20 protein-coding genes, 1 tRNA gene and 1 riboswitch are annotated in these 15,986 nt (G+C 65.9%); of the genes, 5 read left to right on the top strand and 16 right to left on the bottom strand.

The window, feature by feature from the left end:
• Positions 1–3: 3 nt before the first annotated feature.
• Positions 4–107, bottom strand: a riboswitch (glycine riboswitch).
• Between the two features lie 111 nt (positions 108–218).
• The 3 genes from O1Q03_RS12385 to O1Q03_RS12375 form a co-directional block, all read right to left on the bottom strand.
• A complete protein-coding gene (locus tag O1Q03_RS12385; RefSeq protein ID WP_269503776.1) occupies positions 219–587 on the bottom strand; it encodes a hypothetical protein in 369 nt (122 codons plus the stop codon).
• Positions 588–809: 222 nt separating this feature from the next.
• A complete protein-coding gene (locus O1Q03_RS12380) occupies positions 810–1,862 on the bottom strand; it encodes an oxidoreductase (RefSeq protein WP_269503774.1) in 1,053 nt (350 codons plus the stop codon).
• A gap of 290 nt (positions 1,863–2,152) precedes the next feature.
• Positions 2,153–2,863, bottom strand: coding sequence for an SGNH/GDSL hydrolase family protein (locus O1Q03_RS12375; protein ID WP_269503773.1), 711 nt, complete (start codon positions 2,861–2,863; stop codon positions 2,153–2,155).
• Between the two features lie 347 nt (positions 2,864–3,210).
• On the opposite strand from O1Q03_RS12375, the gene O1Q03_RS12370 reads away from it, so the two are divergent.
• The gene (locus O1Q03_RS12370) at positions 3,211–5,298 is read left to right on the top strand and encodes a UvrD-helicase domain-containing protein (protein ID WP_269503772.1); all 2,088 of its coding nucleotides are present in this window, start codon (positions 3,211–3,213) and stop codon (positions 5,296–5,298) included.
• A 150-nt stretch (positions 5,299–5,448) separates the two neighbouring features.
• On the opposite strand, the gene O1Q03_RS12365 is transcribed toward O1Q03_RS12370, so the two are convergent.
• Positions 5,449–6,348, bottom strand: a complete 900-nt coding sequence (locus O1Q03_RS12365; protein WP_269503771.1) for a c-type cytochrome — start codon at positions 6,346–6,348, stop codon at positions 5,449–5,451.
• A 251-nt stretch (positions 6,349–6,599) separates the two neighbouring features.
• Between O1Q03_RS12365 and O1Q03_RS12360 the strand changes: the two genes are divergently transcribed.
• Positions 6,600–6,675: transfer RNA gene (locus tag O1Q03_RS12360), tRNA-Arg, on the top strand.
• 54 nt (positions 6,676–6,729) lie between these two features.
• On the opposite strand, the gene O1Q03_RS12355 is transcribed toward O1Q03_RS12360, so the two are convergent.
• The 12 genes from O1Q03_RS12355 to O1Q03_RS12300 form a co-directional block, all read right to left on the bottom strand.
• Positions 6,730–7,761, bottom strand: a complete 1,032-nt coding sequence (locus O1Q03_RS12355) for a tyrosine-type recombinase/integrase (protein ID WP_269503895.1) — start codon at positions 7,759–7,761, stop codon at positions 6,730–6,732.
• Positions 7,674–8,009 (bottom strand): helix-turn-helix domain-containing protein, encoded by a 336-nt coding sequence (locus O1Q03_RS12350; protein WP_269503770.1) that lies wholly within the window; start codon positions 8,007–8,009, stop codon positions 7,674–7,676. Before O1Q03_RS12350 ends, O1Q03_RS12355 begins: the two co-directional genes overlap by 88 nt.
• A 688-nt stretch (positions 8,010–8,697) precedes the next feature.
• The gene (locus tag O1Q03_RS12345; protein ID WP_269503769.1) at positions 8,698–11,493 is read right to left on the bottom strand and encodes a toprim domain-containing protein; all 2,796 of its coding nucleotides are present in this window, start codon (positions 11,491–11,493) and stop codon (positions 8,698–8,700) included.
• A gap of 2 nt (positions 11,494–11,495) precedes the next feature.
• Complete coding sequence (locus tag O1Q03_RS12340) at positions 11,496–11,744, bottom strand: hypothetical protein (RefSeq protein ID WP_269503768.1); 249 nt, start codon at positions 11,742–11,744, stop codon at positions 11,496–11,498.
• Positions 11,741–12,103 carry a hypothetical protein gene (locus O1Q03_RS12335; RefSeq protein ID WP_269503767.1) on the bottom strand — a complete coding sequence of 121 codons (363 nt, stop codon included), beginning with the start codon at positions 12,101–12,103 and terminating at the stop codon, positions 11,741–11,743. The genes O1Q03_RS12340 and O1Q03_RS12335 overlap by 4 nt, the downstream gene beginning before the upstream one ends.
• 5 nt (positions 12,104–12,108) lie before the next feature.
• The gene (locus O1Q03_RS12330; RefSeq protein ID WP_269503765.1) at positions 12,109–12,435 is read right to left on the bottom strand and encodes a hypothetical protein; all 327 of its coding nucleotides are present in this window, start codon (positions 12,433–12,435) and stop codon (positions 12,109–12,111) included.
• 4 nt (positions 12,436–12,439) lie between these two features.
• On the bottom strand, positions 12,440–12,631 hold the full coding sequence (locus tag O1Q03_RS12325) for a hypothetical protein (protein ID WP_269503763.1): 192 nt from the start codon (positions 12,629–12,631) through the stop codon (positions 12,440–12,442).
• A gap of 20 nt (positions 12,632–12,651) precedes the next feature.
• Complete coding sequence (locus tag O1Q03_RS12320) at positions 12,652–12,849, bottom strand: hypothetical protein (RefSeq protein ID WP_269503894.1); 198 nt, start codon at positions 12,847–12,849, stop codon at positions 12,652–12,654.
• Between the two features lie 11 nt (positions 12,850–12,860).
• Positions 12,861–13,055 (bottom strand): hypothetical protein, encoded by a 195-nt coding sequence (locus tag O1Q03_RS12315; protein WP_269503762.1) that lies wholly within the window; start codon positions 13,053–13,055, stop codon positions 12,861–12,863.
• Between the two features lie 89 nt (positions 13,056–13,144).
• Positions 13,145–13,393 (bottom strand): ogr/Delta-like zinc finger family protein, encoded by a 249-nt coding sequence (locus tag O1Q03_RS12310; protein ID WP_269503760.1) that lies wholly within the window; start codon positions 13,391–13,393, stop codon positions 13,145–13,147.
• Positions 13,394–13,404: 11 nt separating this feature from the next.
• Positions 13,405–13,683, bottom strand: coding sequence for a DNA-binding protein (locus tag O1Q03_RS12305; protein ID WP_269503758.1), 279 nt, complete (start codon positions 13,681–13,683; stop codon positions 13,405–13,407).
• Positions 13,684–13,686: 3 nt separating this feature from the next.
• Positions 13,687–13,923: a hypothetical protein gene (locus tag O1Q03_RS12300; RefSeq protein ID WP_269503756.1), complete on the bottom strand. Its 237-nt coding sequence runs from the start codon at positions 13,921–13,923 to the stop codon at positions 13,687–13,689.
• A gap of 84 nt (positions 13,924–14,007) precedes the next feature.
• Here O1Q03_RS12300 and O1Q03_RS12295 point away from each other — a divergent pair, with 84 nt between their 5' ends.
• From O1Q03_RS12295 to O1Q03_RS12285, 3 genes are read left to right on the top strand one after another with little or no spacing between them, the layout of a single operon-like run.
• Positions 14,008–14,454 carry a helix-turn-helix domain-containing protein gene (locus O1Q03_RS12295; protein ID WP_269503754.1) on the top strand — a complete coding sequence of 149 codons (447 nt, stop codon included), beginning with the start codon at positions 14,008–14,010 and terminating at the stop codon, positions 14,452–14,454.
• Between the two features lie 54 nt (positions 14,455–14,508).
• A complete protein-coding gene (locus O1Q03_RS12290; protein WP_269503752.1) occupies positions 14,509–15,255 on the top strand; it encodes an alpha/beta hydrolase in 747 nt (248 codons plus the stop codon).
• Between the two features lie 59 nt (positions 15,256–15,314).
• Entirely contained in the window at positions 15,315–15,980 is a 666-nt protein-coding gene (locus O1Q03_RS12285) for a hypothetical protein (protein WP_269503750.1), read from the top strand.
• The last annotated feature ends 6 nt before the right edge of the window (positions 15,981–15,986 follow it).

Raw genomic sequence — 15,986 nt, 5'->3', positions numbered from 1 at the left:
TCCCCGACGCGGTCGGTCCTTTTGCCTGAGAGTTTGCGGGTGTGCCCCTTCGGCGGCGCGACCGGCGTTGCTAGCTACGCGGTCACACGCTCTCCCGACGCGTGCGGGCGACTGTACGCGAGCGATCGGGCATTGTCAATTTGAGCAAAAAAGTGTCGCTTCGCGACAAGCGGCGGCATCGGATGCCGCCACTTTTTCGCCGCCGGCAGGCGCCGGCGTTACTCGCCGATCGCGCGCGCGGCCGTGTCGAGTTCCTGGTTCAGCACGCGCTGCTCGTCGCCGGACAGGCCGCCGCCGTGCTGGGACGACATGTCGTTCGACTCCTGGCGGATCACGTCGAGACGATGGTGCAGCTGCGCGCCGTAAGGCGGCGGGTAGTAGCCGCCGTTCACGCGTGCATCGATCCGGCGGTGCAGATTGTCGATCCTCCCCTGGACCTCCAGCAAGCGATCGTTCGCGACGACTTGCGGGTTCGGCCGCGGCGCGGGCGGCGGCGCCTGGCGTGCCGGCCGCTGCGGCTGCACGACACAGGCCGCGAGCGAGGAAATCAGGACGCAGCATGCCGCTGCGCGAACCAACCGTTGCATCACATTCTCCTGATGGTTTGGTGTCGAATCGACTTTTCGAGAAACGCGTCAGACCGGCTCACCGCTGACTTTCGTTCCCGCACCATTTGTAACGGAATGTTCGGAACGGCACCGCTGCCGGGCCAGTGGCGCCGCATGGGTGCTGCCGGCGCGTTGCTCGGCAACGCGTGGCGCGGCGGCGATGCGGCCGGGGTCGGCACTGACCCGGCGGGCGATCGACCGTCAGACCATCCGGCGCACGAACGGTAGCCGGCGGCCGTCGTGCTCGCTCTGCGCGGCGAGCTCGATGATCGTCATCACGTCGACGGCGTCCTGCGGCGTGACCGGGAACGGCGCGCCGTCGTGGACCGACGCGGCGAGTGCGCGGTAGAACTCCGCGTACTGGCCGTCGAGCGTCGGCACCGGCCGTTCGACCTCGAATTCGCCGTCGAGCACGCGCAGCACGCCGGGCGGATTGCCGCCGCCGAATTCGACGTCGTCCGGCGTGAGGCCGGCCTTCAGCTGGTCTTCCTGCGTGTCGAGCCCGAACTTCTGATAGCTGCCGCGCGTGCCGTGCAGTGTGAAGCGTGCGGGCTCGATCGCCGACAGCGCACTCGCGTGCAGTGCGACGTCCTTGTCCGGATAGCCGAGCTGCAGGTGCACGAAGTCGGGCGCCGTGCCGTTGTCGCGGCGCGTCTTGACCGTCGCGCTCACCGTTTCCGGCAGCCCGAACAGCGCGAGCGCCTGGTCGATCAGGTGCGGGCCGAGGTCCAACAGCAGGCCGCCGCCGCGCGCCGGCTCCTCGCGCCAGCGCGTGCGCGGGGTTGGCCGGAAGCGGTCGAAGTGCGACGTGAAATAGGTGAGCCGGCCGAGTTCGCCCGATTCGACGACGCGGCGCACGGTGAGGAAGTCGCCGTCCCAGCGGCGGTTGTGGAACGGGGCGAACAGGCGGCTGCGTGCATTCGCGAGCCGCGCGAGCGCGAGCGCTTCGTCGGCGGTGAGCGTGACCGGCTTGTCGACCACGACGTGGCGGCCGGCTTCGAGCACCTGACGCGCAAGCGCGAAGTGCGTGTCGTTGGGCGTGGCGATCACCACGCAGTCGATGTCATCGAGGCCGAGCAGCGTATCGAGATCGGGGACGATGCGCGCGCCCGGATACGCGGCGCGCGCGCGATCGGCCTGGCCGGTCGCGATCGCGGCGACCTCGGTGCGGCCGCTCGTGGCGATCACGGGCGCGTGGAACGTCGCGCCGGCGAAACCGAAACCCATCAAACCAATCCTGAGCAATGACGACATGGCAATCCCTGGCTGCGAACGAAACGAAAGGATGGAGTGGCGCGCCCGCGAAGGCGCGGGCACGACCGGCTATTTTGGCACGGCGCGACGGCGCGTACCGACGCGTTCGGCAAAATGCGCGACAGGATGCGGCGCACGCGCGGTGAGTGCGGGCGTTTGGCGCCGGGGCGGCGGGTGACGTGCGTGGTCCACCGCGCAGTCGGCCGGGCAGCCAGACGGGCAGTCGGCCAAGCAGTCGGCCGCACACTCGGCCGCATGGGGCGCGGCCGGCACGCCCGCGCCGGCCCGCGTCATGCGACGGCCCGCGGCCGCATCACGGCGCTCGCGACCTGCGCGGCCCACGCCGCGCATGCCGCGGCGCCCGGATGGAAGCCGTCGGCCGCCATCAGGTGGCGCTCGAGCGGCAGCGCGACGCGCAGGAACGTGCAGTTCGGCTGGGTCGCGGCCCAGTCGGCGAGGGCGGTATTGAGCCGCTTCGCGCGCAGCCCGAGGTACCACGCGAGCGGCTGCGGGAGCGCCGGAAAGCGCTCCATCGGCGGCACCGCGGACAGGATCACGTGACCGACCTGGAAGCGCGCGGCGAGCAGCCGCACGAGCTCGGCCTGCTCAGCCAGCCAGCGCGCCGGCGGCACGCCGCCCGTCACGTCGTTGACGCCGAGCGACGTCACCGCCACATCGAACGGCTCGGCCGGTTCGGTCGCGAGCCAGTCGACGAGCTCGCGCGTGGTGACGCCCGTGCGGGCGAGCAGCTTCCACCTGACCCGATGGGTGGCCGCCAGCGTGTGCGCGAGGTGCCCGGACAGTGCGTCGCGCTGCGACGCGACGCCGACGCCCGCGGCGGCCGAATCGCCGACCACCAGCACGCGCAGCGGCGGCCCCTCGCCGGCCACGCCGTCGCGCGGGCCGGCTGCTTCGGGCAGCCGCGGCGTGACGCGGCGCACGTGGCGCCCCTGAAGGAACAGCAGTGGGCCGAGAGCGGCGGTGGCGAACGGGTATCCCATGGAAATCGATCCGGTGACGAGGCTGACGGGCCCGGCGCGCAGCCGCGCCGACGTGCATCCATTGTGGCCGATCGGGCCGTGGAAGGGGCCGGATTGGCCGTTCGGACAAGGAGCGGCGACGGGCGGTGACGGATGCGGCGAGGGCGGGCGGGAGGAGCGGCCGGGAGCCGGAGAAGGGGACGAAACAGCTGCGCTGCCTGCGCGGCCCCGCCCGGTGGTGCTCCCGAAATGCACGCCGCCGACGTGTTAACATGCGCGTCCTGCCCGTGTGTCCGCCTGCATCGCAGGCCCGCCGCGCGCGGCATCCTCCCGGCGTCCCGCCGTCAACCGCAACATCATCCGCCATCATGTCCGCAGGCCTCAACCCCGCTCAGAACGAAGCGGTGCGCTACCTCGACGGTCCCTGCCTCGTGCTCGCCGGCGCGGGCAGCGGCAAGACCCGCGTGATCACGCAGAAGATCGCGCACCTGATCGAAGCGAAAGGCTTCGAGCCGCGCCACATCGCGGCCGTCACGTTCACGAACAAGGCCGCCGCCGAAATGCGCGAGCGCGTGTCGAAGCTGCTGGAGGGCAAGACGCTCACCACGCCCGGCAAGGAAGGCCGCAAGGTGCCTGTCAACCAGCTCACCGTGTGTACGTTCCACTCGCTCGGCGTGCAGATCCTGCGCCAGGAGGCCGAGCACGTCGGCCTGAAGCCGCAGTTCTCGATCATGGATTCGGACGATTGCTTCGGGATGATCCAGGAGCAGCTCGGCACGACGGACAAGGGGCTGATCCGCAAGATCCAGAGCATCATCTCGCTGTGGAAGAACGGCCTGATCATGCCGGACGAGGCGATGGCGATCGCCGCCAACGAGGACGAGCACCAGGCCGCGCTGGTCTACCGCAACTACGTCGCGACGCTGCATGCGTACCAGGCGGTCGACTTCGACGACCTGATCCGCCTGCCGGCCGAGCTGTTCGCGAAGAACGAGCAGGTGCGCGACCGCTGGCAGAACAAGCTGCGCTATCTGCTGATCGACGAATACCAGGACACCAACGCGTGCCAGTACGAGCTGCTGAAGCTGCTCGCCGGCCCGCGCGCCGCGTTCACGGCGGTGGGCGACGACGACCAGGCGATCTACGGCTGGCGCGGCGCGACGCTGGAGAACCTCGCGCAGCTCGGCAAGGATTTTCCGAAGCTGCACGTGATCAAGCTCGAGCAGAACTACCGGTCGACGGTGCGGATCCTCACCGCCGCGAACAACGTGATCGCGAACAACCCGAAGCTGTTCGAGAAGAAGCTGTGGTCCGAGCACGGGATGGGCGATTCGATCACCGTCACGCCATGCAACGACGAGGAGCATGAAGCCGAATCCGTCGTGTTCCGGCTGTCCGCGCACAAGTTCGAGCGGCGCGCGCAGTTCCGCGACTATGCGATCCTTTATCGCGGCAACTTCCAGGCGCGGATCTTCGAGCAGGTGCTGCGACGCGAGCGGATCCCGTACGTGCTGTCGGGCGGCCAGTCGTTCTTCGACAAGGCCGAGATCAAGGATTTGTGCGCGTACCTGCGGCTGATCGCGAACGCCGACGACGATCCCGCGTTCATCCGCGCGGTCACGACGCCGCGTCGCGGGATCGGCAACACCACGCTCGAAGCGCTCGGCTCGTTCGCGGGCCAGGCCAAGGTGTCGCTGTTCGAGGCCGTGTACATGGGCGGGATCGAGGCGCGGCTGTCGGCGCGGCAGGTCGAGCCGCTGCGGATGTTCTGCGACTTCATCCAGCGGCTCACCGATCGCGCGGACAAGGAACCCGCGACCGTCGTGCTCGACGATATGATGGAAGCCATCCACTACGAGGCTTACCTGTACGACGCGTTCGACGAACGGCAGGCGCAGTCGAAGTGGCAGAACGTGCTCGAATTCCTCGAGTGGCTCAAGCGCAAGGGCACCAAGCCGGAGACGGAAGCCGTCGACGGCGAAGCCGAAGGTTTCCACAACGCGGACGGGCTGGCGGACACCGGCAAGAACCTGCTCGGCCTGATCCAGACCGTCGCGCTGATGTCGATGCTCGAGGGCAAGGACGAGGATCCGGACGCCGTGCGGCTGTCGACCGTCCATGCATCGAAGGGGCTCGAGTATCCGCACGTGTTCCTGGTCGGCGTCGAGGAAGGCATCATGCCGCACCGCGGCGGCAGCGAGGACGACGGCCCGATCGACAACGAGCGGATCGAGGAAGAGCGCCGGCTGATGTACGTCGCGATCACGCGCGCGCAGCGCAGCCTGCACCTGAACTGGTGCAAGAAGCGCAAGCGGGCGCGCGAGACGGTCGTGTGCGAGCCGTCGCGCTTCATCCCGGAGATGGGCCTCGACGAAGCGCCGCCGCCCACGCCGGAAGAGGCGCCGATGACGCCGAAGGATCGGCTCGCGAGCCTGAAGGCGCTGCTGCAGAAGTAACGCGGCGCGTGTCGCCCGGTAGATCGCGTGACGGTCGAGCGCCCCGGTGATCGGGTGATTCGGTGATCCAGCAAAACAAAACCCCCGCGATGCGCGTGCACCGCGGGGGTTTTGTTTTTGTAGGCAGAAGCGCTGCCGGTGTGACTGGCCTTACTTCGCCGAGTTGACCATGTAGTCGACTGCCGCCTTCACATCGGCATCGGATGCGTTCGACCCGCCCTTCGGCGGCATCGCGCCCTTGCCGTGCAGCGCGTAGTTGTAGACCGTGTCCATCGAGTCCTTCAGGCGCGGCGCCCAGTCTTCCTTGCTGCCGAACTTCGGCGCGCCCAGCACGCCGGCTGCGTGGCACGCCTGGCACACCTGCGTGTACAGCGCCTTGCCGGCCGATGCGGCGTCGGCGCTGGTCGGCGCGGCCGCGGGCTTTTCGCCGGCCTTCGGAATCGCGGCGATCGCTGCCATCGCGGCGGCGGCCTGCGCGTTCGACGCGTCGGCGCCCGATGCGCCTGCCGCGCCCGCCGCCCCGCTTGCGGCCGTTGCTGCATTCGCGGTCGGTGCGGCCGGTTCCGGGAAGTTCGCGCCGTCGTTGTTCGCCATGTAGACGATCGCGCGGGCGATTTCATAGTCGCTGACGTCGTCGGGGCTCGTGCCGCCGCGCGGCGGCATCGCGCCCTTGCCGGACAGGGCAGTCTTCAGCAGCGTGTCGAAGCCTTGCGCGATGCGCGGCGCCCAGTCGTCCTTGTTCCCGAACTTCGGCGCACCCGCGGCGCCCGTGCCGTGACAGGTCACGCAGACGGCCTTATAGACTTCCTCGCCGGTCTTGTACGTGCGTGGTGCGTTGGCGTCTTTCACGGTGACCTGTGCGATCGGCGCGATACGTGCGGCGACCTGTTGGTCGGATAGCGCATCCGTGCCGGCGCCCGAACGGAACGCGTGGTTGGCATAGGTGGCAAAGAGGACGATCAGGGCGATCGGAATCGCGAACGACGCGATGATGACGGCAATCAACTGCCCGGGAGTTTTGACGGGAGATTCGTGGGGTGCTTCGCTCATGCTTGCCTCGTCTCCGTGAATAGGAATTGTGAGCGCGGTGCAACGGCAAATGGCAATCCAATGAAGCACGGTCGATTATAGACGGAACGTTTACATCACGGCGAGCGGCGCGATGGCGCGTGTTTACCCGCACGGATGACGCGCCGGCGGGGGTTTCGGCGGGGAGGTGGACGCGTCATGGGAAACCGGGTATCCTTGCCGTCTTGCCAATGGTGGGCGGCCGGTTTATCAGGGTCGTTTCACTGTCACATGCGCCCGTAGCTCAATGGATAGAGTACTGCCCTCCGAAGGCAGGGGTTGCTGGTTCGATCCCAGCCGGGCGCGCCAAGCCTAGTCAGGCTCTCAGCGGTTTCCTTCCCTCGGCGGACAGTCTCATTGCAGCTAAATTGCAGCTAGCCTCGGCACCGGCTCGGCCGTTAGCGGCGTGACCCAATGCGCCAGGTGATCGGCTGACAGATGCGCGTACCGCTGCACCATTTCCAGCGTTTCCCAGCCGCCCAGCTCCTTCAGCACCTGCAGCGGCGTGCCGCGTTGCACGTGCCAGCTCGCCCAGGTGTGGCGCAGGTCGTGCCAACGGAAGTCGCTGATACGCGCACGCTTCAACGCCTTGCGCCAGGCTTCGGTCACGGTCTGATAGACCGGCCGGCCGTGGTAGACGAACACGCTGTCGGCGAACTCGGGTGCTCGCTTCTTCGCGCGCTGACGTAGCAGCACCGCGATCGCCGTTTCGGACAGCGGCACCGTGATCGCCTTCTTCGCCTTCGCCTGGTCCGGGTGGATCCAGGCAACGCGCCGCACGATGTCGACCTGCGACCACTGTAGCCCGGTCACGTTCGAACGACGCAGGCCCGTCTCGAGGGCGAACCGCGCCATCTCGGCCAGGTGATCCGGCAGCTCGGCGAGCAGCCGCTCGGCCTGGTGCTGCGTCAGCCACCGGATCCGCTTCGCCGCGCTCTTCGTTCGCTTCATCACCGGCGCGCGATCGAGCCATTCCCACGCGACCGCCGCATTCAACACCGCCATCAGCACGCCGATCACGCGCCTCACGGTGCCCGCGCTCACGGCCTGGTCGGTGACGACGACCGCGTGCTTCGTGCGGATGACCTTCGGTTCCCTCCTCTTCGCCAGGGCGATCGCGTCGATGCGGTCGCGGTTGATGTCGACCAGGGCGACGCCGGACAGGTGCTGGTCGAGCCATCGCAGGTGGGTCTTCGACGTCTCCAGGCTCGAGAGCCCTTCGCGGTCGCTGACGTAGCGCACGACGGCGTCGTTCCAGGTGTAGCGCGGCCGGACGCCGAGCTTCGCCTGATTCCACAGCTCGACCTTCAGTCGGTCGTGGAACTCTTCGGCCTGCGCTTTGTTGCTGGTGCCAGTGCTGCCTTGTAGCGGCGTTCCACCGCCAGGGGGGTACAGCTTGTATTGCCAGTTGGGACTGGTCTTCCGTTTGTAGAGCGACATGGTTCAACTTCTCCAGGACGTTCGCCCTGCACAACTCGCGGGATCCATTCTCCGGCGAGGTAGCGCTCGAGGGCAATCGTCGAAAACATCCAGCGCTTACCGACCTTCCGGCCTGGTACGTCGCCAGCCTTCGCTTTCAGGCGCACCGTTTCGGGGTGGGCGCCGAGCAGCGCGGCAGCCTGAGCGAGATCTATCGTGTTCATCGGGGCACCGTTTTCGAGTCGACGCGGGGGAGGCACACGCAGAACAACTCGTGGATTGATGGCAAGCGCGGTTTTACACACATAAATGCTTGATTTGTAACGATTCTATCTGCCATGAGTTGCCATCAAAAACACGCGGCACCCCCTCCTGACTCGTGGCCTAAAAAATAGGCAGCGTCCGCGACTCGTGGCAAAACGCGCCCGACTCGTGGCACGGCCTTTCGGCTGATTTCCTGCCCTTCTACGTATTCTTTCTTCTTCTTTTTCAATAATTTAGAGAGAGAGAAGAAGGGGACGAGGGACGACAGGTCGAAAATCGGACTAGTGGCAAAAACGGCCCGACTCGTGGCAAAAACAGGGTGATTCATGGCGGCACTCGCTTCCAGAATCAAGGACTTACGAGCGACACCCCCCAAAAACCACGAGTTATTTGCGCTGCTACCGCCTTCCCCGCGTGAAAAACGGCCCCGCCGGCCCCCGTTCTTCCCGGTCTGCGCTTTTTGCCGGCTGTTTCCACTCGCGGGGGGTACGGGGGGACACGGACAAAGCGGCGGCCGGGTGCTCGCGCGCGCCGATTGCTGCGCGCATCGGCGCACGCACCGGAAACCCGAGTACAGGGCCGCTACGCGACCGGAAAAAAGCGGGTAAGGGGCACGGCCGCGCGGCGGCCGCGAAGGCGTAGAGGCGATCACGCGGCCTCCATGCTGTCGCGCAGCAGTTCTTCGCGGACGGCGACGTGCAGACCGAACGTCTCGAGGCGCTCGAGCGAGATCGGGGTGAGGTAGGGCACGCGGCGCGTGAAGATCCGGCGCTCGACCTCCTTTTCGCCGACGACGACGCCGGCGTGCTTGAGCTGGGCCTTGAACACGCGGTCGGACTTCACCGGCAGGGCGTTCCATTTGTCGCGCAGCGCGCTCGTGTGCGCCAGGTGATCCATTACGTGCCCGGTGCGCAGCAGCACGCAGAACTCGCCGTCGACGGTGTCGAAGGTATACGGGTGCTTGTAGTTGCCGGCGTCGATCTCCGACAGCACGGTCTCCATGATCCAGACCCACGGCTCGCGATCGGCGCTCGTTTCGGAGATGTGCGTGTTCATCTCGGCGATCAGGTCGCGTGGAAAGTCGCCTTCGCTCGGGTCCATGCCGGCGAACTCGCACAGGTAGCGCCAGGCGAGCGCGACGGCCGCGTAGTTGCCGGCCATGCGCTTCGCGCCGTCGTCGTCGCCGCTCGCGCGGCTGTTCGCGTGCGCTTTGACGACCAGCGCCTCGTACTGCTCGAGCACGTCGCGCTTGTTCAGGCCGGCCAGGAACTCGAGCCACTGGCGCACCGGGAAGGTAGGCAGATCCTCGGGCAGCTTCGGGCCTTTGCGGCCGGTCAGGTTGGTCCGGATGATCTTGCCGAGCAGGCTACGCACGGGTACGTCCTCGCCGGCGAGCATCACGGGCGCGGACAACAGAAACTCCGTCATGTCGGCGCCGCGCCGCGACACGGTGTACTGGTAGTTCTCCTGCAGCATGCCGACCGCCTTGTCGATGACGTCCTGCCGGCGCGCGGAGATTTCCTCCCAGCCGACCGGGTGGCTCGTGTGGCAGATGCTCGTGAGCAAACGCCATTCGGTCTGCAGCGACTGGCCGGAATACATCGTGAAGCCGATCGAGCGCTCGAGGCGCTTGATGAGCGTCGATTTACCGGCGCCCTTGTTCGCCTGGATGGTGATGTGCGGCCAGAAACCCAGCAGCGCCTTCAGGTGCCCGCCGAGCGCCCACACGAGCGGGATCGTCGCGGCGTTGTGCGTGAACGTGCGTTGGTATGCGGTGACGACGCGGCGCGCGTCGGCGACCGGGCCGCTCGCGAACGTCAGGTTGTGATACGGGCACTGCTTGCTCGCGTCCGTGAAGTAGCAGTCCGGGCCTTCGTTGACGATCAGCCGGCCGTCGCGCCACGCCAGGCCGACGAAGTTCGCCGCGTCGCGTGCGCCGAGGTCGGCGCCGCGCTCGAGGATGTTGACCATGCGCTTGAACGGCGCCGGCGCCCAGATCGGCCCGAGCTTGCCCCATTGGTCGGTGTTGTGGAGCTGGTCGTCGAGCATCACGCGACGCACGAGCTGCGCGCCGTGGCGTGGTGTCTGCACGGACACGGCGAAGTAGACGGTGGGCGCCTGGTCGGCGTCGCCCGTCATCGTCGACGTCGCGCTCGCGACTGACACGCGGCTGATGCTGGCGATGCGGAAGCCGCACAGGTCCGTCATCACGGGCGTCTCGACGCCGCTTTCCTCGTTCTTGTCCATCTTCGTGATGTAGCTCGTGAAGTCCGGCCGCGTGCGGAATCGCCAGTATTGGCCGAAGTCGTGCGCCGGCAGGTAGATGCGCGGCCGGCCCTTGCGCGTTGAGTCGCCGGCCATGCCGGCAATCAGCCACGGCTCGTACTGCTCGAGCGCGCGCTGCAGCTCGCGCGGGCCGCGGGCCTGCAGGTAGTCGTTGACGTCGTTGATCGGCTTCGCCTTCGTCTCGCCGTCCGCTGGGTCGGTAATCCAGCCACTCTGGTCGACCAGGACTGCGCTGAAGTTCAGGCTAGTCAGCCGTTCGTATAGCGCCCAGGCCGCCTCGGGGCCGGGGCGGTGGCCGGCGCGCGGGTGGCCGTCCGCGAACGGCTCGTCGTTGTCCAGGCAGATCACGACCTGTTTCACTTCCTTGCCGCGCAGGAACGAAAAATCGAGCTGGTCGACGTTCGCCAGGCCGCGCAGCGCAAACGCGGCCGTACCCGGGATCTCGCACGCGTCGACGGACAGGGCGTTGATCGCGCTTTCGACGATGACGACGCGCTTTGATTTCGCGAGCTTGCGCGGGTCGGCCGTCCAGCCGTGGCCGGCCTTGTCGCCCTGTGTTTGCGTCTTGACGCCGCCGTTGAGCGCCGGATCGACGTAGCGCATGTCGACGGCGACGACGCGGTTGTCGTCCAGCGCGCGCACGATGAAGGCTGCGCCGGGGCCGGCATGGCCGACGTCTCCGACGGCGATCGTCGAGCTCGTCCAGGTGTTGAAGCCGAGCGTGCGCGCGGCGATCGCTGCGTCGATCGCCGCGGCCGAGATCCCACGGCCGCCGAGGTAGTCGCGCACGCGCTCGCGGTCAGCGAAGCAGCGATCAGCGATGAACTCGGCTTTCGACTTCTCGCGGCGCTCGCCCTGGTCGGGGCGATCCATCGGGATGCCGTAGGCGTCGTGCAGGTAGCGCACGGCATCCGCGACAGATCCGCCGCGCGCGTGCAGCACCAGGTCGATGCACGAGCCGCCGGCGTCGCTGCTGTGGTCTTTCCAGTGGTTCCCGTACTTCGGGTGGTTCATCAGGATCGACAGCGACGGGTTCTTGTCCTCGTGCTGCGGCGAGTGGTACAGCGCCTTGTCGCCGCCGCGGCCGCGCTTGATTCCGAGCCGATCGGCGAGGTCGTGCAGGTCGATGCGCTGTTTCAGTTCTTCGATCGAGGCCATCGTTACTGGTGTTGATGCAGGGAGAGGGCGGCTGGGTTGCCAGGCGTCGCGGGACTGTCGACGATCGCGCGGAGCGCGCCGGCCGACGCGGGGAAGGCAAGCGCCAGGCGATCGCCAAGGACGCTGACGAACAGCGCGAGCACTGCGACGCGCTGTAGGCCGCCGGGTTCGTGATCGAAGCGAAGGGAGTCGGCGGCCGTCGCAATGGCAGCCGCGAGCACAGCGTCGTGAGGGGTGGTTGCGTGCGTCATGCTGCGGCACCTCCGAGGATGTCGTGATGGTTCTGCTGCAAGCGGTAAGCCGCGTGCTGCAGCTCGTAGCGCGAGGCCGTCGCCTGCTCGAGGATTTCGCGCAGTCGGCGGCGGTTGCGATCGACGTTCGACGTCGCGTTCGCGAGCGCTGCTGTGCGCGTCGCGCCGTGGCCGATCCGCATGCCCGAGATCAGATGCGTGACGATGTACTTTTCAGGGTGGCCGTCGCGCACCTGCAGCTCGGCATGGATGCCGAACGTTGCATCGGCGCTGTTCGGGATGACGACGTGCTCGCCGGCGACAGTGCACAGGCCGGCCGGCGTCAGCAGTTCATAACGGATGGTCGGTTCGTGGGTCATGGTCGTCACACTCCGGTTCCACGCGCAGCGGTTGTCGCGGGCGGCGCTTCGGCTGTATCGATCGCGACCCACTCAGTACCGTTCCAGCGTGCAAAGCGGGCAATCTGCTTATGCAGGTGGTCGCCCGACTGGATGTTGAACATTGGGACCGGCTGATTGCGCATCCAGCGCCGGATGATTTCGACGCCGATCGCACGGACAGCTTCGCTGGCATCTCGGTCGCCGTGTTCGACGGGCAGAAACTGCGCGGTGTACCAGCACGCGGCGAGATACTCGTCGGAGATAGTCGGCAGACGGTCAGTGTCGAGCTCAAATGCGAAGGTCTTTTTCATCGCATCACCCGCGCGACGGAACGGTTACGGCGAGCGCCACGATCAGCGCGAGCAGCGCGCCGGCGGCGATCGACACCGCGGCCAGGCGCGAACGGACGTTGACGAGCTGCAGCGCGAATGCAGCGCCGCGCGCCAGGCCGGCACCGGCGGAAAGGAGCATCAGCAGAACGCAGATGCCGAACAGGTAGTCGTTCATGGTGGGTTCTCGGTTGGTGGTCAGTTGTCGGTGTCGCCGCTCGCGAGCCGTTTGAGGTCGCGCAACAGTTGAGGCGCGGGACGCCTCGCGTGAGCGCGCGCGGCGGATTCGATTGCGACGCGCACGGCCGGCCGGCGCATGGATTGGTCGTAGTCGCCGACCATCCGAAGCCGGCGCCAGGTCGCGCGCAGCTCGAGCTCGGTGAGGGCGGGGCGCATCGCGTAGACGGTCAATGCAGCCATGCGAGGATCGGCGTGCCGTGCGCGTGGTCCCAGGTGACGCGGAAGCCGAGCGCGCTTGCGGAGCGAACGAACACGTCGACGCGCACGTCGGCGGCGGAGATCCTCGTGAGGTAGGCGACGCGCTCGTCGTAGGACAGCGATTCAGCGAGCGCGGCGAGCGGGGCGTGGATCAGCGGTTGCATACGGCCTCCAAGAAATTTCAGGCAAAGGGAGTCCCTCGCGCCCGCGAAAGCGGGTGCGATGGGCGTTCAGAAAAAAAGCGGGTTAGGGCTTAGGCGTCGAGCAGCGGGAGCTGACGCGTATCGGTCGGGAGCCGATCAACCTTGCCGAGCGGCACGTAGACGAGCGGATTCGGGTTGAGGCTCGGCGCGATCGTGTGGACTGTCGCGACGTGGATCTTGTAGGTCGTCGCGCATTCGATGTTGGTGCACTGGCAGTACGCCTCGCGAACGAGAGCGGACAGCGTGCGGCTGGTTCGAATGACGGCGCGGCTGCCGCAGTGATGGCACTTCAGTTTCATTCCGGATGCTCCTACGGGCGGCTGCATTCACCGCGACCTTGGCGCGCGCATTGGCAGAACATGCCGACTTCGCCAAGAGTCGCGACAGCGTCGAGATATTTGCGGGTTACGCACACGAAGCCAACAGCGGCGACCAGGGTGTCAATCTTGTCGATGACGATGCCTTTGCCACCGCTCAGAAAGCGGCTGACTTCGGAATCGTCCCATCCGAGTGCTGTTTGCACTTCGTGACGTTTGGGGCCATGCAGCGCATGGCGCAATGCGGGTTCGATGAGGGCGGGCGATTGCATGACTCAACGCTCGGCAAAAGAACTTGAGTGCGATTGAGCGGCCGAGCCGATAACTTTGGTTCGGTACCGCTCAACGCCCTCGAGGTAGATCAGCCGGGCGACGCTCGACGTGGAGCGGTTCAGGAACGCGGACAGTTCTTCGAGCGTGCGGCGCTCGTCCGGCATGAGCCGCATGTAGACCGGCTTGCTGGATAGCACGCCGCGCGGCGAGCGTGTGACGGGAGCTTTCTTGCGAAGCATGGCGGTATACTTCCCTTCGTTAACCTTGCACAACACTCATCGTACACACCGTTCGGTGTGTACGCAATACAAAAAGCAAACCGAATGGTAAATATTGGCGGTCGATTGCGCGATGAGCGGAAGCGCACGTCTCTATCGCAGCGCGCGTTTGCTGAACGCGGCGGCGTGACGGAGAAAACTCAGGTTCTTTACGAAAAAGGGGAGCGAGCGCCCGATGCGGTGTATCTGGCGCAAATCGCCGCTGTTGGGGTCGATGTGCTCTACATCCTTACGGGGAAACGCAACACGTCCGAGCTGTCGGGTGACGAGGAAGTGTTGGTGGCGGGTTATCGTTCCCTCGACCCGAAAGGCCGCGCCGGCGTGCTCGGCATGATCGGGGGAATGACGCAAGCATCACCTGCGCCGAAGGCCACGACAGTTCACCAGAACTTCGAGGGTGCCAACGTCGGTCAGCATGTAACCGGCGACGTGACAGCACCCTTCTCAATCAACGTGGGCGGTGCGGGGCAAAAAAAGAAGCGGGAAAGCTGACCGCAGCGAGAGAGTACTGAACGGCGGGGCCAGCCGTAGGAGAAAAAGAAGTCAATGAATCAGAAGTTCAGCGGCGATGTCGGGCAAGTGGCCGGCGGGGATGTGAAGAGCAATAGCGCACAGACGAACGTTAATTTGCACTTCCACGGTAGTGATTCCAAGCCGATCGTGACGAAGTTCATCAGCGAGAGGCAGCGCAACGCGATCGCACGCAAAGCTTTTGAGATAGCAGCAAAGACTGGCACCGATAAGTTAATGGTGTACCGCCGGCTCATGACGGTGTTCAACTTCGAGAGAATGGACGAGATGCCGCGCAATGTGTACGAGCGCGCGATCAAGTACCTAGACACCTGGATTCGAAACGGTACGCTTGGGCAGGCGCTAGGCGTGACAGCAAAACAGGAAGCCAAAGAGTCAGAACCCGCAGCGCAGCCGCCGGTGGTGGCGAGCGAGCTCTCTATACCGTCGGTCGTTACAGCGATGACACCGGTGCCCACGCCCTCCCCCTCGCCAGCGCCCGCACGCGCACCGGCGCATCAACAGAGCAAGCGAACGCCCTTGCTTGCGGTGTCAATCGCGGCGACTGCAGCGGCGGTCGTTGCTGCGGTGCTGTACGTCGAAGCGCACCGCCCTGACACACCCGCACAAACCCAGGCAGCAGAGCCGCCTCAGCATTGCGAGTATGGCGGCGATCGCTATTCGCCCGGCGGCGTTGTCATGCAGGCGGGCATCCGTCAGCAGTGCGTTACCGACGGAGAGCGAGGTGCGCGATGGGAGCGCGCTCCTAGCGGTCGGCACTAAACAGCGCGTGCTCGATAAATTTCTAACAGGCAATCAATTGCTATGCATCCGGGGGAACGATGAAGAAAGTACTCAATATCGCGGGATTCGCAAGCGCGGCTCTGTTCGCGTTGATGTTGGTGGTTGGCGTATCCGGTTGCTCTGACAAGAATGGTAACGAAGGCTCATCACCAGATAGCGTGGCAAGCGCCGCAACATCACAAGCTGCTGAGCAAAAGGAAAGTTCGGCTGTAGAAGCGAAGACCGAACAAAAGGAAGGGGCGCCTGTAGAAACGGAAGCCGCAGAAAGGAATCTGGACATGACGCCAGATCAGTACGCGAAAAACTTCAATGCCATCATGGCAAACTTGAAGGAGCCATTCCGGATCAAGCCGCGTGTGGAGAAAGGGGATTCCGCCGATACATTCAAATCCGCACTCAACGACAACCTGTATGTGATCGGCTCCGTCAGCAAGACTACAGGTAAGCTGATCAGCATCGTATTTATGGGCGCTGGTGACGGCACAGTGAAGTCTGGAGCGAACATCATCATAGTGTCCACCGCAGCCCTGACGGCTGCCGTTCCTAACGGAACGACGAAGACCGTCGGCCCAGTCGTTGTATCGCTGATGAGTGATTTCGACGAGAAGTCCAGCAAGTCCGTGTCGAAAATCTTCAATGATGTGAAGCTCTGGCACACTCGAAGCGAGCAGATGGGGGCATGGTTCGGAGCGGAGCCTGCGTAAGCGACG

The organism is Burkholderia sp. IMCC1007 (genome assembly GCF_027257875.1).
In the GTDB taxonomy this organism is placed as follows: domain Bacteria; phylum Pseudomonadota; class Gammaproteobacteria; order Burkholderiales; family Burkholderiaceae; genus Burkholderia.
Note: the sequence above shows the minus strand (reverse complement) of the source record. Positions and strands in the feature narration are given on the sequence as shown.